Genomic DNA, 24,062 nt, shown 5'->3' with positions numbered 1-24,062 from the left:
CATGTTACTGAGAAAGGCTATAATTCCTACTTCCCTACCGTGAAATACTCATTCTTAGCATACACGCTAATAATGCAGTCTCCCACTTCAAAAAATATCCCCTCTTGCTCATCTTTAGAAAATTGCAAGTTGCCGTATTTAGAATTAATTTCCTCAGCAGTCGCCGCTTTTGCCTCCATTTCATCCGGGATAAGTCCGGTAGAACCGATATAGAAAACCAGCGGTGAAACTTTTTCCCTGTACACTTTTTCAGCATAACCTTCCAGTCGCTCGTTGGCATTAGCTAAAGCAGCGACAAACTCCTCTCGCTTGACATCTTCTCCCTGCCATTTCGCTTGCAAAAGGCGCAGCAAACTATCTGCACCCACTTTCGCTAAAGTAGCGCTAACAATTCCGTTATCCTCCAACCCTAGAAACTCATCGAAAATCAGTTTCATCAAGTCGTCAACTTTGGTGATTTTTGTTCGGGATGACAGTGTTTTGTGTGCGAAGACAACAGGCTCATCTAAGGTGATGTCAAATGTTGGTTTTGCTAGCTTTTCGCCCGTGTTTTTGTGGTAAACTTCATAAAGGCGATCGAGAAATTTGTTGGCAGAGTGCAATTTGCCGAAGTTGAGGATGTTTTTGCTGCCGATGTCGATTTTGTAGCTGACTCGCGAATCTACTGAACCGTGGGCGATCGCACTTTTTAATTCTGTGTATTCCGTCGTCGTCGGAAAGTTGATGTAAAGGCTTTTTGACAGATAATGCTGTTTCAATTCTTCCAATTGTTCCGCTGTGTAAGCCTCGGATTCCTCCTTCAAATGAGCCGAGAGAATGCTAGAGAGAATTTTGATTTCTGCGAGTTCCTCAAACACTCCGTCAAGGCTGCCGTAACGCCCGTCAAAAGGCACGAGGGGCAAAGTCTCTAACTTAATATCGTACTCTGAACGGAAGTCAAATTCTTGCACAGGCGAACCGTCTTTTTCAAGGACACCGGATTTTTTGAGCAAATCAAACACTGGTTTGCTGCTGATTTTGGTTCGCAGCGACTTAATATTAACTTCGCCGTCGCTGACAATGGTATAATTGTTGAAAGTATTGAGGTCTGTAACTAGAATTCCCGCCACTTCTGCGATTAAAGTTTCATCCTCAACTTTTACCAGCTTAGCTTTTCGGGTAATCAGCATATTGATGGTAGCGGTATTTTGATTGATGGCAAATGAACCCATTTGCACGTATTCGCCGCCATCTAAGAATTCTGTTTTCAGCCAAGGCTTGACAAGGTTGCCGTTGTCGTCTCGCTTTCCTTCAATTCGCTTCAAACCTTTTCGCTGATAATTTTCTTGCAAGTGTTTCAAGTTGATGATGATGCTATTGCTGTTTTCCTCCCATATCTTGATTAACTCCAGCAGGGAAATTTTATCGCTGACTTTTACCCGATCGCCAATTTCATGATTTTTCAACACCTCAGGCGCAAAAACAGCCTGTTCCAAATCTTCCGTAAACTCGGCTATTTGGGCATTTGTCAAAGCTTTAGCGTGTTTTTCCGTCAAAGTAGCGTCGAAGGTACTCGCCAGCGCATACTTAGCCGTATTTAAATTGCCGTCAGCGAGGTTAGCTTTCGCAAAAGCAAACACCGACTCATCAGTTTGAGCAACGGGAACATCTAGTTTGTCATACTCATCTTTGGCGACTTTCTGATATTTGTAAAACAGTCCCCGATCGTCTGCTTTCAGCCCGCAGATTTTCAGCGTGCTCGATGAACCGTTGATTTTCTTGCCGCTTTTGGAAACAAAAACTTGATAATCGTATTCCTTAATTAACGGTTCTTCCAGCGGAGGTGCAACGGAACTGCCTAACAGTTTTGTGCTGTCGTAAAGAGCATCATAAACCATTTTGACTTCGCCAGCGCGGATGCAATTTCCCGATAATGTGTTGGCGATTTTGGATAGCAGTTTGAAGTCAGCAGAGGCATAGGATATCGTGTTGGCAAACACATCCATATCTTTTAGTTCTTCGCAAATTTCCCCTAGTTTTGCAGCTTCCGAATTGGCACTGGGGTCATTTGCATAGCCGTCTGTGTGCAAATTGATCGCTGTCATTTCTCCCGCTTTAACCAGAGATTTAGCGAGTTGCATCGACTGCGATATGCAGGTACTGCCAGCCGTGTGGATTTTTTGAATTTCTTTGATGTAGTGAGAGTCAAACTTCAGCACTTCTTGAATGGGAATTCGCTGGAAATGACAAATTACGTCCCCATTGCTAGCATAGGAAATCAGGCTGACAATTAGCTGGTAATTGTTGTACTCGTCTAAGGTCAAAAGCTTGATTAGGGTTTCTTTCAGCGGTTCTAAGTCATAATACATTGAGCCGGAACGGTCTATGATAATGATGCTGTGAGCGACAGATTTTTCTGGGATATCACCGGGCTTTCTTTCTAAATTAATGCGATCGACTAGATAGAATGCCTTGGCGTTTCCGGCAAAATTGTAGAGGGTAAATTTGGTGCGAGTATTGGAGGCTGCTTGGCTGCTGGAACTTTTGGCTTGAGATGATTGTTTCGCTTGCCGTGCCATAGTTTTCACTTATGTTGACTTTTTGTTCAACTCAATCATTACACGCGCTTCTGTGGATGTCAAGGCCTGTCGGGAAAATTATCTGCGAAGCTGAATAAGCATTAATATTTAGCGCTGCGGTGCAATGGAAAACTGCGGCGCTAGCCTAAAGGTGGGCTGTTTTGGCAAAAGTAATGGATCTGCGTAAGTCGTTTAGTAAATATTTAGTCAATCATGGTTTATTTAGAAAATCCGCTGCTCAAACTTTATCTAAATCTAATCGGATGGGTGGCGTTGGGATTCATTCTCGGCCGCCTGCTACCGAGAAGCTATTCTACATATTTAGCCAAGTTTCTTTTCTTCTTTGGCACGCCATTGAGCATTGTTGCTTTCATCCGCCGCGCCAATTTGTCGGGCGCTATTTGGATGGCGCCGCTGATAGCTTGGGTGGCAATTCTAGCAGGTGGAGGACTCGCTGGGATTTTGATAAATTTCGGTGTCGGCGAGGAACGTTTCAAGAGTCTTAATCCGATCGCCCAAAATAGCCCGGAACACACCAGCGCTTGGAGTTTGCCCACTCAAGGCAGCTTCTTATTGGCAACGATGGTGGGTAATACGGGTTTTTTAGGCATTCCCGTCACCTTGTCCTTATTAGGATCGGAACACTTTGCCTGGGCGTTGTTTTACGACTTGCTAGGCACTACCGTGGGAATCAATATACTGGGAGTTGCTATTGCTTCTCACTGCGGTAAAAGCGATCGCCCTCAGAGTTGGTTAACACCCCTGCAGGCAATTTTTATGAATCCGGCACTGTGGGCTTTTGGTATAGGATTTGTCTCGCGCAGCTTGCCGCTGTCGGCACAAATCGCAGAATTGTTAACAGCAGGCGCTTGGACGGTAATTACTTTAGCTTTAATTACGATCGGGATGCAGTTGAGCAAGTTGAATTCCTTGCACAACCTCAAACAAGTTGTGGCTTGTTTGGCGATTAAAATGTTGTTAATTCCCTTGGTAATTGGCACGGGATTAACGTTTTTGGGAATCGCGGGCGCGCCGCGACTTGTGCTAGTGCTGCAAATGGCGATGCCTCCTGCTTTTGGTACTACATTGTTGGCAGAAGCTTTCAATCTCGATCGCGAATTAGCCGTAACTGCGATCGGCATCGGCTGCGTTAGTTTATTATTCACTATTCCCCTATGGATCAGGCTATTTAATTTTTAACAAAAATAATAATTGCTCAGTTTAAAACGCTGCTTACTTCAGTGATCCGCATCACAAACCTTGAGCGCTCTATGTTATATTGATTAAAAATAAGACTCAGGGGGCTGAGAAACCGTAGGGGCTTCTGCTAGGGAAATAAGCCGCAGATAACGTGAATAACAAGAGTATGCCAAGTAAAAATTTTACATTGACAGGTTATCAAACTCTCGATCCCCTTTACTCAGGAACTCGCACCCTAGTTTATCGAGCTTTCCGCACTAACGACAAACAGCTTGTAGCCATCAAAGTCTTGCGGAACGAATATCCCAGCTTCAGCGAACTGGTGCAATTTCGTAATCAGTACACGATCTCCAAAAACCTCCAATTGCCAGGAATCATCGAAACCTACAGCTTGGAAACCTACAACAACAGCTATGCGCTGGTAATGGAAGAATTTGGGGGAGTTTCTCTGAATGAATGGATGGAACAAGGGGAAACTGCCCCGACTCTGAGCGAGTTTTTGCCAGTGGCAATCGACCTGAGCAATACATTAGATATACTCTACCGCCACCGCATCATTCACAAAGACATTAAACCAGCGAATATTTTAATTAATCCGCAAACAAAACAAGTCAAACTCATTGACTTTAGTATTGCATCTTTGCTGCCAAGGGAAACTCAAACCCTGATGAATCCTAACGTGCTGGAAGGGACACTCGGCTATTTGTCTCCCGAACAAACGGGAAGGATGAATCGGGGGATTGACTACCGGACAGACTTTTACTCTTTGGGCGTGACTTTTTACGCATTGCTGGCGGGACAATTGCCGTTTCAATCCAACGATGCGATGGAATTGGTACACTGTCATATTGCCAAGCAACCGCCATCACTGCATGAAATCAATCCCGAAATCCCGCCGGTCCTCTCGGAGATTGTTAGCAAATTAATGGCAAAGAATGCCGAAGACCGCTATCAGAGTGCCTTGGGTCTGAAATTCGATTTAGAATTTTGTTTGCAGCAACTTGAAGAAAACGGTAGGATAGAGAGTTTTACGATCGCGCAGAGGGATGTGGGCGATCGCTTCCTCATCCCCGAAAAACTCTACGGTCGCGAAACCGAAGTTGCCGAATTACTGGCAGCATTCGATCGAGTAGCAGGTTTTTCCCAGCAGGCATCAGAAAAGGGTGGAGGCTGTGAGTTAATGTTAGTCGCGGGTTTTTCTGGGATTGGGAAAACTGCAATTGTCAATGAAGTTCACAAACCAATTGTCCGCCAGCGCGGCTATTTCATCAAAGGCAAATTCGACCAATTTAACCGCAATATTCCTTTCTCAGCTTTTGTCCAAGCATTTCGAGATTTAATGGGACAATTGTTGAGCGAAAGTGACGATAGGTTGGCAAATTGGCAAACTCAAATATTGCAAGCCCTAGGCGATAACGGACAAGTCATTATTGAAGTAATTCCCGAACTAGAAAAAATTATTGGGTCACAACCGCCCGCACTCGAATTATCAGGAACTGCGGCAGAAAATCGGTTTAATTTGCAGTTTCAAAACTTTATTCATGTGTTCACAAAGCCCGAACATCCCCTGGTGATGTTTTTGGATGACTTGCAGTGGGCAGATTCAGCTTCGCTGCGGTTAATGCAACTGCTGGTTACCGAGTCAGCAACCGGCTATTTATTAGTAATTGGTGCCTACCGAGATAATGAAGTATTTGCAGCACATCCGTTGATGCTGACACTGGATGCAGCGGTCAAAGCTGGGGCAACGGTGGATACTATTACGCTGGAACCGTTGAGTTCAGAAAGTCTAAATCATTTGGTTGCTGATACGCTCAATTGCGAGCCATATTGGGCAAGATCTTTGGCTGATTTGGTAGCACAAAAAACCCAAGGAAATCCCTTTTTTGCAACGCAGTTTCTCAAAGCACTGCATCAGGATGGGCTGATTGAGTTTGACCGGGTTGCGGGTTATTGGCAGTGCGATATTGTTCGAGTTCGGGAGGCAGCGCTGACTGATGATGTGGTCGAGTTTATGGCATTGCAGTTGCAAAAATTGCCGCCAGGGACTCAGAATGTGTTGAAGTTGGCTGCTTGTGTGGGAAATCAGTTTGATTTGGGGACTTTGGCAGTTGTTTCCCAGCAATTGGAAACGGAAACGGCGACGGATTTGTGGAAGGCTTTGCAAGAGGGGTTAATCCTGCCTGAAAGTGAAATATACAAGTTTTATATGGGGCGAGAAAGACGGGAGGAGACCGAAAATTCGGAGGCGGTGAATTACAAGTTTTTGCACGATCGCGTTCAGCAAGCTGCCTATTCTTTAATTCCCGAACAAGAGCGATCGCGTGCTCACTATCAGATTGGACAATTGCTGATCCAGCAAATTTCACCCGCAGCTATAGAAGAGCAGATTTTTTCAATCGTCAATCAGTTGAACTATGGTATTGCGCTGATTGAAGACCAAACAGAACGTGACGATTTGGCACAACTCAATCTCACGGCTTGCCGCAAAGCCAGAGCCGCTACTGCTTATCAAGCTGCTCGCGAGTATGCTGCGATCGGGCTAAATTTGCTTGGAGAGAGCGCTTGGCAACGACAGTACGAGATGACCTTGAACTTGCACGACATAGCAGCAGAAGTGGCTTCACTCTGTGGCGAATTTGACCAGATGAATCAGTGGATTGACACGGTGATTCATCATACCAGAACTCCCCTAGAGCGAGTGAGCGTTTACATCGTCAAAATTCAGGCATTAACGTCCCAGAACAAGTTTTTAGAAGCAATTGCTATCGGTCTGTTAATTCTCAAAGAATTAGGAGTTGAGTTGCCCGATAGCCCTACATCAGAAGATATTCAGCAAGCAGTGCAGGAAATTAATAGCTCGATCGGCGATCGACCGATTGAAGAGTTATTCGATCTGCCAGCGATGGTGGATACCCAAAAGCTGGCCACGATGCAAGTGGCGGCAAGTCTGGTGTCAGTTTGTTATCTGGTTGGTTCGTCTTTGTTTGCGCTGGTGGCTGCCTTACAGGTAAATTTATCTATCCAATATGGCAACAGTCCTACTTCAGCTTATAGCTATAGTTCTTATGGGATTATTCTCAACAACTTTCTACAAGATGTGACGGTAGCCGATGAGTTTGGCCGATTAGCTTATCGTCTTGGCAGTAGCGCGGAGGCCAAAAATATTCGCTCTGCAAGTTGTGTTGTGATCGGACTCTTTTTGTACCATCGCAAATCGCATTTGCGGGAAACCCTCCCCATTCTTCAGGCAGGCTATCAAGCCGGATTAGAAACAGGAAATTTAGAGTTTGTGGGGTTTAATGGGCATGGATTTTGTCTACATTCCTACGGGTGCGGTCAGCCTTTAGCAGAACTTGATCCCCAAATTCGGGCATACCGTCAGCAATTACTCGACCTCAACCAACTAACGACGGCAAATTATTGTTCGATTTATTGGGAAACAACGCTGTTTTTATTGGGTAATCCAAACAACTTGGAGATTTCCTTTGAACAGGAACGCTATGAGGAGAAGCTGGTTTCTCAGTCGCTTGCCTCTAACGATTTTTACCGACTCTGCGTCTTCTATCTGTACAGGGCAACGTTGAGATTCCTGCTGGAAGACATTGCTGGGGCCTCCGTAGATGTCGATCGAGCAAGACAGTATATAGCGGGATGTGCAGGAACTACTTCCGAAGCTGGTTTATATTTCTATGACTCACTCATAGCCCTGGCCACTCCTGAGTCCGAGACGGAGTTAGAAACTTCGTTGCAACGAGTTCAGGAAAATCAAAGGAAGTTGCAGCATTGGGCAGAACACGCCCCCATGAATTATTTGCATAAGTGGCAGTTGGTAGAAGCAGAGAAATACCGAGTTGCCAGACAGAGGGCAGAAGCTATTGAAATGTACGATCGCGCCATTTCTGGAGCGAAAGAAAACGAATACATCCAAGAAGAAGCCCTCGCTAACGAACTAGCAGCTAAATTCTACCTCGACTGGGGCAAAGAAAAAGTGGCGCAAGCTTATATGCAAGAAGCCTACTACTGTTATGCTCGCTGGGGTGCGAAAGCCAAAATCGATGACTTAGAAAAACGCTATCCCCAACTTCTTGCTCCCATATTGCAGGCAATAGAAAATCGTTTTGTAATCAGCGAAAGTCGCCTCCAAACAAGCAATAAATCGTCAATTTTACATCAAACCTTCCAAACAAGTCTATCTAGCAGCAACAGTATTTACGAAACCCTGGATTTCGCGGCTATTCTCAAAGCAGCCCAAACTCTATCGAGTGAAATTCAATTAGAAAAATTACTGGCTGCACTGATGTGTGTGGTGATGGAAAATGCCGGGGCAAAAAAAGCAGTTCTGCTGTTGCTTAAGGATGGGAATCTCACCATCGAAGCTGTAGCCTCCTTCAACCAAGAGGTCATCTCAATATCTGTACCGCTGTCAGCCAGCGACGAGTTTCCCCCTGCTGTGGTCAACTATGTTAAGCGGACTTGGAAAACTGTCGTTTTGGATAATGCAGCAGTACAAAACGATTTTATTGCCGATCCGTATTTGATGCAGAAAAAGCCCAAAAGTGTGCTGTGCGTGCCAATTTTAAATCAGGGTAAATTAATCGGGTTGCTATATCTAGAAAATAACTTGACAATTGGTGCATTTACAGAAAATCGCACTGAAGTCATCCAACTTTTGTGCGCCCAAGCGGCTATCTCTCTAGAAAATGCCCGCTTGTACCAACAATCTCAAGCTTATGCACAAGAATTAGAGCGATCGCTCCTTGATTTGCAGCAAGCACAGTTACAGATCGTACAAAGCGAAAAAATGTCCACCTTGGGCAATCTCGTCACAGGAATAGCCCACGAAATTAATAATCCTGTCGGCTTTATTAGCGGGAATATTGAGGAAGCAACCACCACGATCAAAGATGTGATTGGTCACTTAAAATTATATCAAGAAAAACTGCCAAATCCCGGCGAGGAAATTGAAGAAGATGCTGAGGATATTGATTTAGAGTATGCCTTAGAAGATTTGCCAAAGATGCTGTTGTCGATGAAAGTCGGGTGCGATCGCATTCGTGGCATTAGCACGAGCCTCCGCACCTTCTCCAGAGCCGATAAAGACTACAAAGTTCCGTTTAATATCCATGAGGGCATTGACAGCACAATCTTAATTTTGAAACATCGGCTGAAAGCCAACGAACACCATCCTGCGATCGAAGTCGTCACAGACTACGGCAATCTCCCCCCAATCGAATGCTTTCCCGGTCAACTGAACCAAGTCTTTATGAACCTGCTTGCTAACGCGATCGATGCTCTAGAAGAATCAAACCAAGGACGCAGTTTGGATGCCATTAAAGCAAACCCACACTGTATCACAGTTCGTACCAGTCAGTTGGGCGATCAACACATCAAAATTCAGATTGCCGATAACGGTGCGGGCATGACAGAATCAGTAAAAAAACGGATTTTTGACCATTTGTTCACAACGAAGGCAGTAGGAAAAGGCACCGGGTTAGGATTGGCGATCGCCCGCCAGATTGTAGTCGAAACCCACGGCGGAACAATTAATGTGAATTCTACTTTGGGGGGAGGAAGTGAATTTGAGATAGTGTTACCTATTACCGAATAAAATTATAAGACTTCCGTCCTATTATTTTAGATTTTAGATTGAAGAATTGGGAGTGAAAAATGAGCTAATGATTTGGAGTTCTCCTCCCGTTGCATTCTTTTTTCAAAGTGGTATCAGAAGTAAAAAATTGAGGAGGGGCAAGAATGAAAAAGGTTATTCATTTTTTATTCGGGCTCATTTCGTTTGTCGAGTTTGAATTCCTTGAGTCCGATCGACTAATTTGTATTTGAAAAAATCCAGAAAAACTAAATTAGATTGCCGATCGGGCATTATACCAGCCCCGATCGCAACTGCGGACACGAGCAAAACTTCCAGTGCCCCTTCGCCAGATTGCCAAAATCTCAATTATGCTAACCTAGGCAAGCAGCAATCCCTTGTCACGAAGGCGATTAACATAATTTCAAACAATTTATTTGATTTAGGAGCGGTGTATCCCGTATGGCAAACCTGATCGGCACAGACAGCAACGACTTTATTCTAGGAACTCCGCTGAGCGATCGAATTCGCGGCTTAGATGGCGATGATTCGCTCCTGGGTGCGGGAGGAGATGACACCCTAGAGGGCGACGGCGGTAACGACCAGCTTCTGGGAGGTGACGGAGCAGATTCGGTGATTGGGGGTGAAGGAAATGACGAACTTATTGGCAACCAAGGCCGCGATTTTGCTTCCGGCGGGAACGGCGACGACTCGATTCGTGGCGGTTTAGGCAACGACATCCTCGAAGGCAACGACGGGATAGACAGCGTGTTGGGAGACGCAGGGGACGACTTAGTTAGTGGCAACGCAGGCTCTGATGTGATTGCTGGCGGTACTGGTAACGACACCCTCACAGGGGGTGACGGTGACGATTCCGTGTTCGGGAATGCTGATGATGACTTTCTCTACGGGAATTTTGGGAACGATTCTCTCAACGGCGGCAGTGGTAGGGATCAAATGTTGGGCGCTGAGGGCAACGATTATTTGACCGGCGGCGACGGCGACGACACTTTGTACGGCAATGCCGACAACGATTCGCTCTTCGGAGACGCTGGTAATGACCAGATATTCGGTGGTAAGGCTGACGATACAGTTTTTGGTGGCAGCGGTTCCGATACCCTTCGCGGCGATGAGGGCGACGACTCGGTACTGGGAGATGAAGGCAATGATTTCCTGTTTGGTGGCAAAGGTAATGATGGTATCGACGGCGGTTTTGGCGATGACTCCTTGGCCGGAGGTATCGGCGACGATACAATTTTGGGCGGTTTCGGCAATGACAATTTATTTGGGGCAGAGGGTAATGATTCTCTGATCGGAGGTGAGGGTTCGGATACTCTGACTGGTGGCAGTGGCAGCGATGTCTTTGGATTGGGAGCCGGGCCTGGCAGTTTGGTTTTAATTACTGATTACAATGACGCAGAGGATTTCTTTGGACTGCCGAGCAATTTATCTTTCGGTCAACTGGTAGTTAGCCAAGGCAACGGTTCAAATCTCAGGGATACAGTAATTACGCTCGACGGCAAGCTTTTAGCAATTTTGACAGACACTCCGGCGGCGCTGATCGATGTCAACGATTTTATCGCTGTGACTGGGACGGTTACTCCCAGGCCAACCACCATTACAACTACAACTACAACTACAGTTACAACCACAATTACAGATCCAACTCTAACTCCAACTCCAACTCCAACTCCGACTCCAACTCCAACTCCAACTCCAACTCCAACTCCAACTCCGACTCCAACTCCCACGGAAGCAGCGACGCCGACTCTCACGGAAGAAGCGACGCCGACTCTCACGGAACCAGCGGCGCCGACTCCGACTCCGACTCCGACAGCAGCACCGACTCCGACTCCCACAGCAGCACCGACTCCGACTCCGACAGCAGCACCGACTCCGACTCCGACAGCAGCACCGACTCCGACTCCGACAGCAGCACCGACTCCGACTCCCACGCCGACTGCTTCGAGGATTCCGACTCCGCCGACGGTTAGCGTGCCTGATGTTGATTCGCCCCTGGTGTCAATTAGTTCGATCGCCCCGGCGCCGACTCCCGGACTATTGCCAATGCCGGGCCAGACGCCGATATTCCCGACGGTGCCGAACCCGATACCTTTTCCTACACCTGTTCCTCCACCTTACGGGTTCTAAGTGCGATCGCGCAGCTTAGTGATGAGTGATGAGTTAATGTAAAACTCACTAAACTCATCACTCAAAACTATTTAACGTCCTGGGGAGTTTCGGCCGAGTCTTGTGGTGACTCGGCTGGAGAATCTTCTAGGGGAGATAATTGTTGGGTGTACCCCAAGAGCGATCGAAGTTTCATGCGGTGGATGTAAGGCCAGCCGCCATTGGCTTCAATATTCCTGAGGAGTTTGTAAAGTGCTTGGCGGTTGTCGGGAAAAGACGCTTGAAACAAACCGTCCCGAATTTCCCGGTGCGAAGCTTCCAGCGTCCGCAGCAGAGCCAAAAGCAGCAGACTGTCTCCCTGACAACTTTCGGCTAAAGTCCGAATCGCCTCTGTCACCGATTGCATTTGAGACTGCAACTTTTCTGACTCTAAATCTTTGCCGTTGTCCATACCGCTGCTTCCTGTGAAATCTACAAGGCCTTTGTCCCCAGCCTTTTGGTCAACCGACTAATCGAGCTAGTCGCGATCGCCATTCGGGGCCATAAGCAAAGTAACTTAAGTAGGTTGACTTAAGCAATATTAATTTGCAGTCCAAGTCAGGAAAAGAGCACAACCCGTCGTACCATGTGTATTGGGCTGCGATCCGAACATGATTGAGAAATCGTAAGTTCATGCTTATTTTCACGGCGCACTAGCTTGATTTTTTGAGTCAATGCCGGTCTCGGTGAAGCGAGCGATCAGGATCTAAATGCTGCCCTAAGCGCTGGCCTAGCCTGCCGGCGGGCAATTATATTTTGCTCGAAGTAGGGCTTTTTCTTAATATAATCCGATGTTGGATATTGAGGTTTGCAATGAAATATCGTGCTTTAATTGTTGCACTTTTAGCATTTTGCATGAGTGCGCTGGTTGCTTGTTCTTCTGCTCCTGACTCGACGGTGGCAACTACTGAGTTGCTCACCTACGACGAGATTAGAGGTACTGGATTGGCTAATAACTGCCCTAGCTTGGCAGAAACTTCTCGGGGATCGATCCCCATCGAAGCGGGTGGCACCTATAAACTGACTGGTTTGTGTTTGCAGCCCACAACTTATTTTGTCAAGGAAGAACCAGCAAACAAACGCCAAGAAGCGGAATTTGTGCCTGGTAAATTGCTGACCCGGTTCACGTCGAGCATTGACCAAGTTCAAGGTACGCTTAAGGTCGGTACTGACGGAACTCTGACTTTTACAGAAGAAGACGGCTTGGATTTTCAAGCAATTACGATTCAGTTACCGGGCGGAGAACAAGTACCTTTCTTGTTTACCATTAAAGAATTAGTTGCTAGTTCTGATCCTGGAGTAGTTGCTATCAATACTTCCACCGATTTGAGAGGGGAGTTTAACGTTCCGTCTTACCGCAGCGCAGGCTTTTTAGACCCTAAAGGTCGCGGGGTATCGACTGGCTATGACAATGCTGTAGCGCTTCCGGCTTCTGACAATTCCAAACGTGTGCGGGCTAATGTTAAGGTGGCTGACACCCGCACCAAGGCGGGCAAAATTTCTCTCCAAGTTGCTAAAGTCAACAGCGCCACTGGCGAAGTTGGCGGGATTTTTGAGAGCACGCAGCCTTCTGATACTGATTTGGGAGCTAGACCGGCTCTGGACGTGAAAATTCGGGGTTTGTTTTACGCTCGCATTGAGCCTTCTGTCTCGTAAAATTGGCTTTCAGGATCGATCGAACTTAAGCAGTTTCTTGCCCTAAAGGTACTGCTCGCTCTTCATTAGCCAACAGTCTTGAGCAACATAACTTAGGACTGTTGACTAATGACTAAATTTATGAGAGAATTGTGATGATTAACAACTTATTAAGTTGGGATTTTTAATTAGTTAAACTATTGTATTCAAACGGCTTTCAGATTATAATATAGCGTTTAAAAAAAACCGGTTAAATAAGGGCTTGTGCCGCAGGCCTTCTACCTGTTAAAAGTCTGCCTTATGCCGAAAACCTTCGGATAATCCCCCTCGATCGCAGCACATCCCCAAAGTTCAAGGGGTGTGTCCACTATCACACCTATTAAGTGCTACGATTACACTACAATCAAGGTGATTTTTTTAGACTAGATGGGAAACTAGATCTAAAGCAACCTCAGTCCTCTGCCCTACCAACCCTTATGCCACCATGTCTACCACACTGCCGAACGAGCTAAAAAACGAAAATTTGCAATTGTTGCGCGAGTACCAACTTTCTGGATCGAATGAAATCCGCAATCAGTTAGTTAAACAGAATATTGGACTGGTGAGAAAAGAAGTTTACCACTGGATCAACCAGTGCGGTGAAAGCTACGACGATTTGCTGCAAGTGGGGTGTATTGGGTTGATCAGGGCGATCGAGCGGTTTGATATGTCCAAAGGACACGCTTTTAGTTCCTTTGCAATTCCCTACATTCGGGGTGAAATTCAACACTACTTGCGGGACAAAAGCCCTTCTGTGCGATTTCCCCGTCACTGGCAGTCCCTGGAGCGCAAATCAGTAGCAGCGATCAAGGATTTGCAGGTGCAGTTCAACCGCAAACCTACGGATGCTGAAGTAGCAGCAGTGCTTGAGGTTTCTTTAGAAGAATGGCAAGAAATTAAGTTGGCCCATCTCAACCGATCGCCCTTGAGTTTGGACGCGCCGGTGCAAGATGAAGATGAGGGGGCTACTTGTCTGGGAGAATTGGTACCCGATAGCAAGTATCGGAGTTTTCAGTTGGCGCAAGAGGATCAAATTCGCGTACAGCAAGCTTTGGCTATGTTGGAACAACGGACTCGCGAGATATTGGAGTTTGTTTTTCTCTACGATTTGACGCAGAAAGAAACGGCTGAACGCTTGGGTATCAGTGCGGTGACTGTTTCTCGGCGAGTTAAGAAGGGGCTGGATTTGCTCAAAGAGATTATGACTAAACAGCTTTAGTTATTAGTCAGTTGTTGGTTGTCAGTTGTCAGTTGTTGGTTGTCAGTTGTGAACAGTTAACAGTCAACAGTCAACCGTTAACTGTTAACTGTGAACCGTTAACAGTCAACAGTCAACAGTCAACAGACTAATTTTTAGATGCTGCGGACAAATTTATCGAGCCTTTCTACGGCTTTTTTAATTGTGCCTAAATCGGTGGCGTAAGACAAGCGAATGTGGTCGTCTGCACCAAAAGCAATCCCCGGAATAACGGCTACTTGCTGCTGTTCTAAGAAAGCGTCGCAAAATTCCAGAGAATTCATTCCCGTCTTGCTGATGTTGACAAACATATAGAAAGCACCGTCTGGTTTAATACAGCTAATTCCAGGGATAGCATCGAGTAATTCAAATATTACCTGACGCCTTTCGGCAAAAGCTAGACGCATTTTTTCGACGGATTCTTGGCTGCTTTCCAAAGCTGCGATCGCGCCGTACTGTGCAAAGGTACACACATTTGAGGTACTGTGACCTTGAATCGTGCCGGTGGCTTTAATTAATTCGCTCGGCCCGGCCAAATAACCGATTCGCCAGCCGGTCATCGAGTAAGCTTTAGCAAAACCGCTGCTGATCAGGGTGCGATCGAAGATTTCTTTGCCTAGGGAACCGATGCTGACGTGTTGGGCGCCGTCATATATAATTTTTTCGTAAATCTCGTCAGCAACGACTAAAATATCTCGATCGACTATCACCTCGGCCAATGCTTTGATTTCCGCCGGAGAGTAAACCATTCCCGTCGGGTTAGAAGGCGAATTCAGTACAAATAACTTGGTTTTGGGAGTAATCGCTCGACTCAGTTGTTCCGGTGTAATTTTATATCCTGTAGAAGCATCAGTCCGTACAATTACTGGCTTGCCGCTAGCTAGTTTCACCATTTCTGGGTAGCTTAGCCAGTAGGGAGCCGGAATAATTACTTCCTTTCCAGGCTCGATCAGAGCCATCATCAGATTGTAGAGGGAATGCTTGCCGCCGTTGGTGACAATGATATTTTCCGGTTGATAGTTGAGATTATTGTCATCGCGGAGTTTGCGGGCGATCGCAGCTTTTAACTGCGGTTCCCCAGCCACAGGGCCGTACTTAGTCTTCCCCTCGTCTAAAGCTTGTTTTGCCGCTGCTTTAATGTGTTCGGGCGTATCAAAATCGGGTTCTCCCGTACTCAAACTACAGACATCAATTCCTTCGGCCTTCATGGCTTTAGCCTTAGCGGCGATCGCCAAGGTTATGGAAGGAGAAACCTCACCCACTCGTGCTGCCAACTTAATCATTGGATTTTAGATATTAGATTTTTGACTTTCGATCATAGGGTGACAAATGTTGATATTCAACCCTGTTGTTAGGGAATTATGACATTTGTTTACATAGTACGTAAAGGATTAAGCAATTAAAGAATAAAAATTAAAGAAGCTCTTAGTTTTAATTTTTATTTTTTAATTTTTAAATTTTGACGTTATTATTGTAGCATTTTTGATGCCTCGTTACCCTCAACGCCGATCTGCAAGCTTATGGATCTCAAATCTCTGATTCGCGACATTCCTGATTTCCCCAAGCCGGGAATTATGTTTCGAGACATTACAACTTTGCTGCGCGACCCGCAAGGGCTCAGCTACACTATTGACAGCTTAGCCGAAAAATGCTCTGCAATGTCTGTTGACTATGTGGTGGGCATGGAATCGCGGGGCTTCATCTTTGGCGCGCCTTTGGCTTATAAAATGGGAATAGGCTTTATTCCTGTCCGCAAACCGGGGAAACTGCCAGGTGCGGTTCATTTTGCTGAGTACGAGTTGGAGTACGGTGTCGATCGACTGGAGATGCACCGAGATGCGATGACAACGGGCAGCCGGGTGCTGGTTGTGGACGATTTAATCGCCACTGGCGGAACAGCGGCGGCGACGGCTAAGTTGTTGGAACAAGCTGGCTGCGAGCTTGTCGGTTTTGCTTTTATCATTGAATTGCAGGCTTTGGGTGGCAGGCAGAAATTGCCCGATGTGCCGATCGTCACGCTAGTTGAATATTAGTTAGTTAACAGTTAACTGTTGACAGTTGACAGTTGACAGTTGACAGTTGACTGCTGAATAAAAACTACTGACAAATAATATCCTTGAGCTTTGCATCGGAATTATTCATCTCTCTCTTCTGGAGACTCTGCTATCTCTGCGTCAAGAGCGGTTAAATCATTCCGATGCAACCGGAATTAATATCATTCACAATTCTTCAATTCTTCAATTGTTCAATTCTAAAATCTAAAATCTAAAATCGTATGACTTCTCTTAAATTGAATCAAAATTCGCGAGGGTTGAGTTCTCTGTTTGGCAGGGAGACAAAAACTTATGTTTTCAAGCGACTGTTGCAGGCACTTTTAACGCTATTTTTGGCATCGATGCTTTGTTTTGCAATTATTGAACTGGCACCGGGAAATTACTTGGATACTTTGAGCCAAAATCCGAAGATTTCGCCGGAGACTCTCAAGCAACTCGAACAGCAGTTCGGCTTAGATAAACCAGCTATTGTGCAGTATTGGCTGTGGCTGCAACAAATTGTGACGCGGGGGAATTTTGGCACGAGTTTTGTGTATCAGCGATCCGTAGCTTCGCTGCTGTGGGAACGGGTACCGGCGACGTTATTGATGGCGATCGCATCTTTGATTGTAACTTGGGCGATCGCGATTCCTTTGGGAATAGTCGCCGCCGTCAATCAAAACCGCACAGTCGATCGAGTTCTGCAAGTAGTCAGCTACACGGGACAGGGATTTCCCAGCTTTATCACAGCTTTGCTGCTGCTATTTTTTGCTCAGAATACTTCGCCTCTGTTTCCCATCGGAGGAATGACAAGTATCGACCACGCAGACTTACCTTGGTGGGGTCAAATCCTTGATTACGGCTGGCACTTAATTTTGCCAACAGTCGCCCTCAGCCTTACTGGTTTTGCGGGTTTGCAAAGATTGATGCGCGGACAATTTTTGGACGTGCTGCGTCAAGATTATATCCGAACAGCACGGGCTAAAGGTTTGCCGGACGATCGAGTAATTTACGTTCACGCTTTGCGGAATGCAGTTAATCCGTTGATTACCCTATTGGGTTTTGAGTTTGCTAGTTTGTTGAGCGGTGCGTTTATTGCCGAATATTTCTTTAATTGGCCGGGTTTGGGAAAGCTGACTCTGGAGGCCGTGACTAATCAAGATTTGTATTTAGTAATGGCAAGTTTGATGATGGGTGCGACGATGTTGATTGTTGGGAATTTGTTTGCGGATTTGCTGCTGAAAGCTGTCGATCCTCGGATTAAGCTGGAAGATTTGAAGTGATAGAATCATATTTGACTGTAAATTTGATTCTCGTTAAATTCTGTTGTGACACAATCATTTTCAAATAATGTTCCTAGCCCTCGCTTTTCCAATCAGTCCCCCGCGACGCTAAATGATGAAATTCGATCGGCAGATGAGTTAGGTATCAGACCCATTAAAGTGGGAGAAGCAGGATTTGACGATATAATTAATGAAGGTACTGTCAAATGGGCAGTGACAACCAACCTAGAACTCCTTATAATTCCGAAATTTTTAGATGTTAACAATGAAATTTACCATACGGTTATAACTCGCGGTCAGCCTGTTTTGGCGGCGGGAGAAGCCGAGATTGTCGGCACCAACGGTTTGTATATTTTGCTAACAATCAGCAATCACAGCGGGCATTTTAGACCCAATTCAGAGAGCTTAGAACTAGGAATTGCAGCCTTTAGGCAGCAAGGAGTCGATCCAAATAATGCTGATATCGAATATGTGGAGTAGATAAATTATGACTCAATCTCCTACGACAATATCCCTCGATCGCATTCTCGAACAAAATGCCGAATCTGTACTGATTTGGGCGAACAACATATTTTCAGGTCAAACCACCGAACCACAAGGGTTTAACTGGCTATTATTAGCCGATGTTGCCTCGGCTAAGGCTCGAAAAGGTCAAAATGGTTCCGGTTTGTGCGATCGCAAATGGGCAGAAGTAGCAATCGCAATTTACGATCGCAAAGCCGATGATGCCGATCGGAAAAAACCAGGTAGTGGCGAGTCTTTTACGATTTCCTCAATGATGTTGCGGGCTGCGATGATAGAAAAACAGGAAGTAATTTCCGATCATCCTGTTCTCGATGTTAACTTAATTTTAGAATGGTTTTGGGAGAACGTCCAAGAGTCGCAGGAAGATGTCGAAAAAAAGGCAGCTAATTGGAAAACGCTACCTATTGCAGAAATTCGCGACTTAAGAAAACTTAAAAATCGATTGAAAGTTATTGCAGCACTTTCTGATACTGATAAATATGTTTTAGATGAAAAACTCAACACTTGGCTTTTACTACGCGATAAACTACCATAAAAGTGCGATAAATATTCCCATGCCCCATTCCCGATGCCCCATTCCCCATCTAGGAGTGTTTTATGTCAGAAAAACCACCAAACGAGCCAATGAGTTTTAGTCGCTTTGCGGACTGGTGCAGGCATATTGACAGTCTTTCAGAATCGGCAAGGCACACAGTTAAAGTGTTGTTAGAAAAGGCTGGCACTGATGACGCACAAGAAGCGGAGCAGATACTTTCAAGCATGACCGAATTGGATCTCAGCAACACGGGAATTAGCGATATCAGCATCCTCGGCTCGCTCACCAATCTGAGCACACTGTCTCTCGACTGCAATCAAAATACCGACATCAGCATCCTCGGCTCGCTCACCAATCTCACCACACTGGATCTCAGCGACAATCAAATTACCGACATCAGCTTTCTCGGCTCGCTCACCAATCTGAGCACACTGAATCTCAACGACAATAAAATTAGCGACATCAGCATCCTCGGCTCGCTCACCAATCTGACAACACTGTATCTCGGTGGCAATAAAATTAGCGACATCAGCATCCTCGGCTCGCTCACCAATCTGACAACACTGCATCTCTGGGGCAATGAAATTAGCGACATCAGCATCCTCGGCTCGCTCACCAATCTGACAACACTGGATCTCGACAACAATAAAATTACCGACATCAGCTCCCTGGGCTCGCTCACCAATCTGACCACACTGTATCTCGAATACAATAACAATAAAATTACCGACATCAGTGCCTTGCGATCGCTCACCAATCTGACAGAACTGAATCTCGACAACAATCAAATGACCGCTATCTGCGTGTTAGGCCTCCTCGCACAGAAACATCTTACTCTCTCGACTACGCCAATTGATGCTCAAAAAGCCACAGAAGCTGTCAAAGTTGCCTATGCCGCTATTAGCCTAGAAGAACCCCAAGTTATTGTTTGCAGCAGTCCCCGCGACGCTTTTATCCAAATTTTCAACTTGCCCAAAGGCGACCATTCACCAAACTGCTCAGACGAATGGGACAGCAATAGATTGGGGGAAAAGCTAGATTGGAAATTGATATCCATGTCCCCATCGATTGTGGGAGAATTTGCAAGTCCGGGCGTGTGGCAGTATGAGCTCGATCGCCTGACGATCGAGTCCGAAGCAGACAGCGCACTGAGTTCGCTAATGAGGGAATTGGTTGACGAATTAGAGCGATCAGAAGGAACGATGGGGAATGTTTTTCCCAATCATTTGTCCGAGCTGAGATACCATTCAACCCCCACGAATTTGTTTAAAGAAATCTATTTGACTGAATTGTATATCTCTTCATCAGGTGTCAATCTGTCCCAAAAGGCACAAGAAATACATCACTGCCAAAAGCTGCTTTTTGAGCATTGCGGTTTTATATTTCCCTTTGAAAAGATTTGCGCGGTGTGCGATCGCCCCCGCCACCTGCGCTTTGACAGTCAAAACCGCTTGCACGCTGAAGGAGAACCTGCGATCGAGTTTGCCGATGGATGGAAAATTTACTATTATCACAGCGTCAGATTGCCTGAAGAATACGGCAAAGTCCACCCCAATCAATGGCAATCCCAATGGCTTTTAGCAGAAGAGAATGCCGAAGTGCGGCGAGTGTTAATTGAAGGAATTGGTTACGAGCGCATAATTCAAGAATTGTCAGCAAAACAAATAGATAGTTGGCAGGAATATGCACTATTACAAATAGATAATGCCGATGTAGAGCCGATTTGTTTGTTAAAAATGACTTGTCCGAGTACGGGATTCATTCACGCTTTGAGAGTTCCACCTAACCTGACATCAGCGAGGGAGGCAATTCGCTGGGCAAATTGGGATATTGATCCAGAGGAATTTTCCGTGCAGACTTGATATAATGGCGGCGACAGTATATACTTAAATCAAGTTAGATTAGCAGTCACAATGTGTTATTGCGTAAGTCCTGAGAAAGAAAGAAGGAAGGAAGAAAGAAAAGCTAAAAAACAGCTTTTGTGCGTTCCCAGGCAAAACTCATTGGTGTTAACTTAATGTGAAACCCCTATTCAGGCAGAGGTTTAAACCCCTGCCTGAAAGCTTAATTCCTCTTCAGACGACTGTTCAACTTATTAGGTCAATTCCGCAGTTATTATCCACTTTATATTGAGCGATGGTGGTCGCCGCTACACACACAAAGCTCACCTTCGCAGGCTTTAAGATTAAAGTTAAAAAAGAATTTCTGACTGTACAGATCCAAAATTATAGAGTCAGCGTATATTACTAATGAACGCAGTACAAAATTTCATAGGTTCGCACCCCTAAAAAATTCAGCTTGCCTGTTTGCAGTTTAGCTGCGATCGCCCGCCAGCTACACAGCCAACTATAAAATACGGCTAAGCGATCTATCTTTAGGAGTGGGTTTATTTGAATCCGGGGGCGGGTTTATATATCATTTGATCTGCCTGTAATACTTGTATGGCAAGCCACCCCTACAGCCGAAAATCAGAAAAACTCTCCTAAAAGTGCGAATTTGTGATATTTTGACTGAGAATACCACCGCCGTTAGGCAACAGAAGTATCAAATTTAGAGGGTAATTAGAGGATGGCAGAAATTAGAGGCACCGCCCAAGCAGACTTGCTAGCAGGAAGTCCAGAAGATGACCTGATTTTTGGTTTAATGGGGAATGACACCATTGCCGGAAACTCTGGTAATGACAGCATTTATGGAGGTAAGCAAAGCGATTTAATAGATGGCAATTCAGGTCAAGATTCGCTTTTTGGAGATTTAGATAACGACACTATTAACGGCGGAGAAGGTAACGATTTTTTAGTGGGCGGAAAAGGCAGCGATTCCATATCGGGCAACTCCGGCAATGATGTTTTGTCGGGCGATCGAGATACTGATATCCTGATAGGGGGAGAGGGGGCAGACCTATTTGTTTTGAGGCGCTACGCTGAGGCTGACCCTTTCCGTACCAGTGGCGGTGTTAGTTTGGCAAATGCCGACGCGATCGCCGATTTTGCTGCCGGTACAGATTTAATCGGTTTGGCGGGAGGACTCAGTTTTAGCGACTTGAATATTCAGGAAGCTGGAAACGATACTGTTATTCAAGACCGGGTAACAGGAGAATTTCTCGCTACTCTCAGAGGAGTGAGGCAAAGTGCGATTAACCAGGCAAGTTTCACTAATAATATTGGCAGCGTTGTTCCCAGCCCCCCGCCTCCAGCGCGGACAACGGCTTATGCTTTAACTCCTGCTAATCGGATTGTCGGTTTTAGTCTTTCCAATCCGGGAAGTGTACTCTCAGATTTGCCCGTGACTGGATTGCAAGCGGGAGAAAGTTTGCTGGGAATTGATTATCGGCCGGCTAACGGTTTGCTTTACGGTGTGGGTTCTAGCAATCGCTTGTATACTGTCAATCCGATGACTGGGGAAGCAAGTCCTGTCGGTAACGGGGAGTTTGCTGTTCCCCTAACTCCGGGGGCTGCGGGTTTTGATTTCAATCCGACAGTCGATCGAATTCGGTTTGTCAATGAAGGCGATCAAAACGCCCGCCTCAACCCGGATAACGGGGCACTTGTGGATTTTGACACGGTGGCGGGGGGAATTCAACTCGACGGGAATTTGGCTTATGTTGCGGGCGATCGCAATTTTGGGTCAAATCCGGCGGCAGCAGGGGCTGCGTATGTGAATAACTTTGCAGGGGCAACTTCGACAACCCTGTTTGTAATTGACAGCGATTTGGATGTTTTGGTGCGACAAGATCCGCCGAATAATGGAGGGTTGAATACGATCGGATCTTTGGGAGTTGATGCTACTAGCATTCTCGGCTTTGATATCAGGAGTATTGGCGGCCGCGAGGTGGCAGTGGCGGCGCTGGAAGTTGGTGGCATTTCCGGCTTGTACAATATCAATTTAAGTAGCGGTCAAGCTTCCTTTGTCGGTCAAATTGCCGACGGGAGACAGATTAACGGTTTGGCTTTGCCTTTGCCTACAGCTTACGCCTTAACGGTCAGAAATGGCGCTGAAACAATTGTAGGTTTTAACGAGGCGGGACCGCGGGCGATTCTCAGTGACGCAGCAGTTACGGGGTTGCAGCCGGGAGAAAGTTTGCTGGGAATTGATTTTCGCCCCGCTAACGGTTTGCTTTACGGTGTGGGTTCTAGTAATCGCTTGTACGCGATTAATCCGGTTACTGGGGCTGCAAGTCAAGTCGGTAGCGGGCAGTTTGCTGTTCCTCTAACTCCGGGGGCTGCGGGTTTTGATTTCAATCCGACAGTCGATCGAATTCGGTTTGTCAATCAACCTGGTCAAAACGCCCGCCTCAACCCTGATACTGGGGCACTTGTGGATTTTGACACGCTGACGGGGGGAATTCAACTCGACGGGAATTTGGCTTATGCTGCGGGCGATCGCAATTTTGGCAATCCCGGCGCGGCTGCTGCTGCTGCGTATGTGAATAACTTTGCAGGGGCCAATTCGACGACACTATTTGCAATTGACACCAATTTAGATGTTTTGGTGCGGCAAGATCCGCCGAATAATGGCGTGTTGAATACGATCGGATCTTTGGGAATTGATGCTGGTACTGTTCTCGGCTTTGATATCAGGAGTGTTGGCGGTAACGAGACGGCTTTGGCTGCGATCGAGGTTGGCGGAGTTTCCAGCCTATACAATATCAATTTGACGACCGGTCAAGCTTCGATCGTCGGTCAAATAGGTGACGGGCGAGGGATTAAAGGCTTAGCACTGACTTTGATTTAACTGCTAGATTCCCAGCGATTTTAGGCATCAATTATGTACTTTTTAGGTAGAAAGTTGAAAAAAACTCAACTTTTCTACTATCTCAAATTGTCAGTCTAAAATCGTTTGGGCAATTTCTAATTCCCAATTTGAGGTAACATATTATTTTGACAACCAAGATAAGATGTTATCTCAAGTTTTTTACTTGCTACGTTCCCGCAGTGACGGCAAATATCTGTCCGCGAATCCCAACCCAGATGCGGCAGTGAGTTACCTGCTGATGTTTCGCGAAGACTATGACGCTTTGAGTTATCTCAACGCCCACGCTGCTGATGTTGCCGATCGATTTGGAGTAGAATCGATTTCCGGTTCTCAGGTAAAAAAGCTACTCGAACGTTGGGGCTTTAACGGTGTGGGGGTTGTTCAAGACCCGCTGTTACCCAATATTGAGTTTTTATTGACAAAGGATTGACAATTGACCAAAAAAACGGGATTCAAGCCCCGTCCTTCTAGGACGGCTTTTCTTGATTTCTAATATATTCCTTCAAAAC

General features: G+C 46.0%; 15 protein-coding genes and 2 pseudogenes. 13 read left to right on the top strand and 4 right to left on the bottom strand.

All coding sequences use genetic code 11. The features are described 5' to 3' along the window. Positions 1–26 precede the first annotated feature (26 nt). A complete protein-coding gene (locus QUA74_RS22555) occupies positions 27–2,558 on the bottom strand; it encodes a vWA domain-containing protein (RefSeq protein WP_333333671.1) in 2,532 nt (843 codons plus the stop codon). Positions 2,559–2,771: 213 nt separating this feature from the next. Between QUA74_RS22555 and QUA74_RS22550 the strand changes: the two genes are divergently transcribed. Next, a complete protein-coding gene (locus QUA74_RS22550; protein WP_333333669.1) occupies positions 2,772–3,758 on the top strand; it encodes an AEC family transporter in 987 nt (328 codons plus the stop codon). Between the two features lie 166 nt (positions 3,759–3,924). Then, positions 3,925–9,369, top strand: a complete 5,445-nt coding sequence (locus tag QUA74_RS22545; RefSeq protein WP_333333667.1) for an AAA family ATPase — start codon at positions 3,925–3,927, stop codon at positions 9,367–9,369. Positions 9,370–9,543: 174 nt separating this feature from the next. Here QUA74_RS22545 and QUA74_RS22540 read toward each other — a convergent pair whose 3' ends face one another. Beyond that, positions 9,544–9,714, bottom strand: a complete 171-nt coding sequence (locus tag QUA74_RS22540) for a hypothetical protein (RefSeq protein WP_333333665.1) — start codon at positions 9,712–9,714, stop codon at positions 9,544–9,546. Between the two features lie 93 nt (positions 9,715–9,807). On the opposite strand from QUA74_RS22540, the gene QUA74_RS22535 reads away from it, so the two are divergent. After that, positions 9,808–11,496: a calcium-binding protein gene (locus QUA74_RS22535; protein ID WP_333333663.1), complete on the top strand. Its 1,689-nt coding sequence runs from the start codon at positions 9,808–9,810 to the stop codon at positions 11,494–11,496. Positions 11,497–11,563: 67 nt separating this feature from the next. Here QUA74_RS22535 and QUA74_RS22530 read toward each other — a convergent pair whose 3' ends face one another. After that, on the bottom strand, positions 11,564–11,926 hold the full coding sequence (locus tag QUA74_RS22530; protein WP_333333661.1) for a hypothetical protein: 363 nt from the start codon (positions 11,924–11,926) through the stop codon (positions 11,564–11,566). Between the two features lie 401 nt (positions 11,927–12,327). Between QUA74_RS22530 and QUA74_RS22525 the strand changes: the two genes are divergently transcribed. Further along, positions 12,328–13,170 (top strand): photosystem II manganese-stabilizing polypeptide, encoded by an 843-nt coding sequence (locus QUA74_RS22525; RefSeq protein WP_333333659.1) that lies wholly within the window; start codon positions 12,328–12,330, stop codon positions 13,168–13,170. A gap of 463 nt (positions 13,171–13,633) precedes the next feature. Then, positions 13,634–14,407 (top strand): RNA polymerase sigma factor SigF, encoded by a 774-nt coding sequence (locus QUA74_RS22520; protein WP_333333657.1) that lies wholly within the window; start codon positions 13,634–13,636, stop codon positions 14,405–14,407. Positions 14,408–14,541: 134 nt separating this feature from the next. On the opposite strand, the gene QUA74_RS22515 is transcribed toward QUA74_RS22520, so the two are convergent. Then, entirely contained in the window at positions 14,542–15,708 is a 1,167-nt protein-coding gene (locus QUA74_RS22515) for a pyridoxal phosphate-dependent aminotransferase (RefSeq protein ID WP_333333655.1), read from the bottom strand. Between the two features lie 237 nt (positions 15,709–15,945). Between QUA74_RS22515 and QUA74_RS22510 the strand changes: the two genes are divergently transcribed. The 8 genes and pseudogenes from QUA74_RS22510 to QUA74_RS22480 all read left to right on the top strand — a co-directional run bounded on the left by QUA74_RS22510 (position 15,946) and on the right by QUA74_RS22480 (position 23,983). Next, positions 15,946–16,458 carry an adenine phosphoribosyltransferase gene (locus QUA74_RS22510; RefSeq protein WP_333333653.1) on the top strand — a complete coding sequence of 171 codons (513 nt, stop codon included), beginning with the start codon at positions 15,946–15,948 and terminating at the stop codon, positions 16,456–16,458. A gap of 242 nt (positions 16,459–16,700) precedes the next feature. Then, entirely contained in the window at positions 16,701–17,741 is a 1,041-nt protein-coding gene (locus QUA74_RS22505; RefSeq protein WP_333333651.1) for an ABC transporter permease, read from the top strand. A 45-nt stretch (positions 17,742–17,786) separates the two neighbouring features. Beyond that, positions 17,787–18,221, top strand: coding sequence for a hypothetical protein (locus tag QUA74_RS22500; protein WP_333333649.1), 435 nt, complete (start codon positions 17,787–17,789; stop codon positions 18,219–18,221). Positions 18,222–18,228: 7 nt separating this feature from the next. Continuing rightward, entirely contained in the window at positions 18,229–18,801 is a 573-nt protein-coding gene (locus tag QUA74_RS22495; RefSeq protein ID WP_333333647.1) for a hypothetical protein, read from the top strand. 62 nt (positions 18,802–18,863) lie between these two features. Next, positions 18,864–19,589 (top strand): annotated as a pseudogene (locus tag QUA74_RS29935) (leucine-rich repeat domain-containing protein); the annotation flags it as partial. Between the two features lie 564 nt (positions 19,590–20,153). Next, positions 20,154–20,663 (top strand): annotated as a pseudogene (locus QUA74_RS29930) (DUF6745 domain-containing protein); the annotation flags it as partial. A 706-nt stretch (positions 20,664–21,369) separates the two neighbouring features. After that, positions 21,370–23,532, top strand: a complete 2,163-nt coding sequence (locus QUA74_RS22485) for a DUF4394 domain-containing protein (protein ID WP_333333643.1) — start codon at positions 21,370–21,372, stop codon at positions 23,530–23,532. A 163-nt stretch (positions 23,533–23,695) separates the two neighbouring features. Next, on the top strand, positions 23,696–23,983 hold the full coding sequence (locus QUA74_RS22480) for a hypothetical protein (protein ID WP_006630975.1): 288 nt from the start codon (positions 23,696–23,698) through the stop codon (positions 23,981–23,983). Positions 23,984–24,062: the final 79 nt, after the last annotated feature.

It is taken from the genome of Microcoleus sp. LAD1_D3, from assembly GCF_036702135.1.
GTDB lineage: Bacteria > Cyanobacteriota > Cyanobacteriia > Cyanobacteriales > Microcoleaceae > Microcoleus.
The sequence above is the reverse complement of the archived record's forward strand: the minus strand, read 5'-3'. Positions and strand labels throughout refer to the sequence as shown.

Excerpts from the sequence above, each read along its gene's own strand:
- QUA74_RS22480 (WP_006630975.1), top strand. The coding sequence starts at position 23,696 with ATGTTATCTCAAGTTTTTTACTTGCTACGTTCCCGCAGTGACGGCAAA.
- QUA74_RS22535 (WP_333333663.1), top strand. The coding sequence starts at position 9,808 with ATGGCAAACCTGATCGGCACAGACAGCAACGACTTTATTCTAGGAACT.
- QUA74_RS22545 (WP_333333667.1), top strand. The coding sequence starts at position 3,925 with ATGCCAAGTAAAAATTTTACATTGACAGGTTATCAAACTCTCGATCCC.
- QUA74_RS22530 (WP_333333661.1), bottom strand. The coding sequence starts at position 11,926 with ATGGACAACGGCAAAGATTTAGAGTCAGAAAAGTTGCAGTCTCAAATG.
- QUA74_RS22525 (WP_333333659.1), top strand. The coding sequence starts at position 12,328 with ATGAAATATCGTGCTTTAATTGTTGCACTTTTAGCATTTTGCATGAGT.
- QUA74_RS22520 (WP_333333657.1), top strand. The coding sequence starts at position 13,634 with ATGTCTACCACACTGCCGAACGAGCTAAAAAACGAAAATTTGCAATTG.
- QUA74_RS22555 (WP_333333671.1), bottom strand. The coding sequence starts at position 2,558 with ATGGCACGGCAAGCGAAACAATCATCTCAAGCCAAAAGTTCCAGCAGC.
- QUA74_RS22550 (WP_333333669.1), top strand. The coding sequence starts at position 2,772 with ATGGTTTATTTAGAAAATCCGCTGCTCAAACTTTATCTAAATCTAATC.
- QUA74_RS22495 (WP_333333647.1), top strand. The coding sequence starts at position 18,229 with ATGACTCAATCTCCTACGACAATATCCCTCGATCGCATTCTCGAACAA.
- QUA74_RS22485 (WP_333333643.1), top strand. The coding sequence starts at position 21,370 with ATGGCAGAAATTAGAGGCACCGCCCAAGCAGACTTGCTAGCAGGAAGT.
- QUA74_RS22515 (WP_333333655.1), bottom strand. The coding sequence starts at position 15,708 with ATGATTAAGTTGGCAGCACGAGTGGGTGAGGTTTCTCCTTCCATAACC.
- QUA74_RS22505 (WP_333333651.1), top strand. The coding sequence starts at position 16,701 with ATGACTTCTCTTAAATTGAATCAAAATTCGCGAGGGTTGAGTTCTCTG.
- QUA74_RS22510 (WP_333333653.1), top strand. The coding sequence starts at position 15,946 with ATGGATCTCAAATCTCTGATTCGCGACATTCCTGATTTCCCCAAGCCG.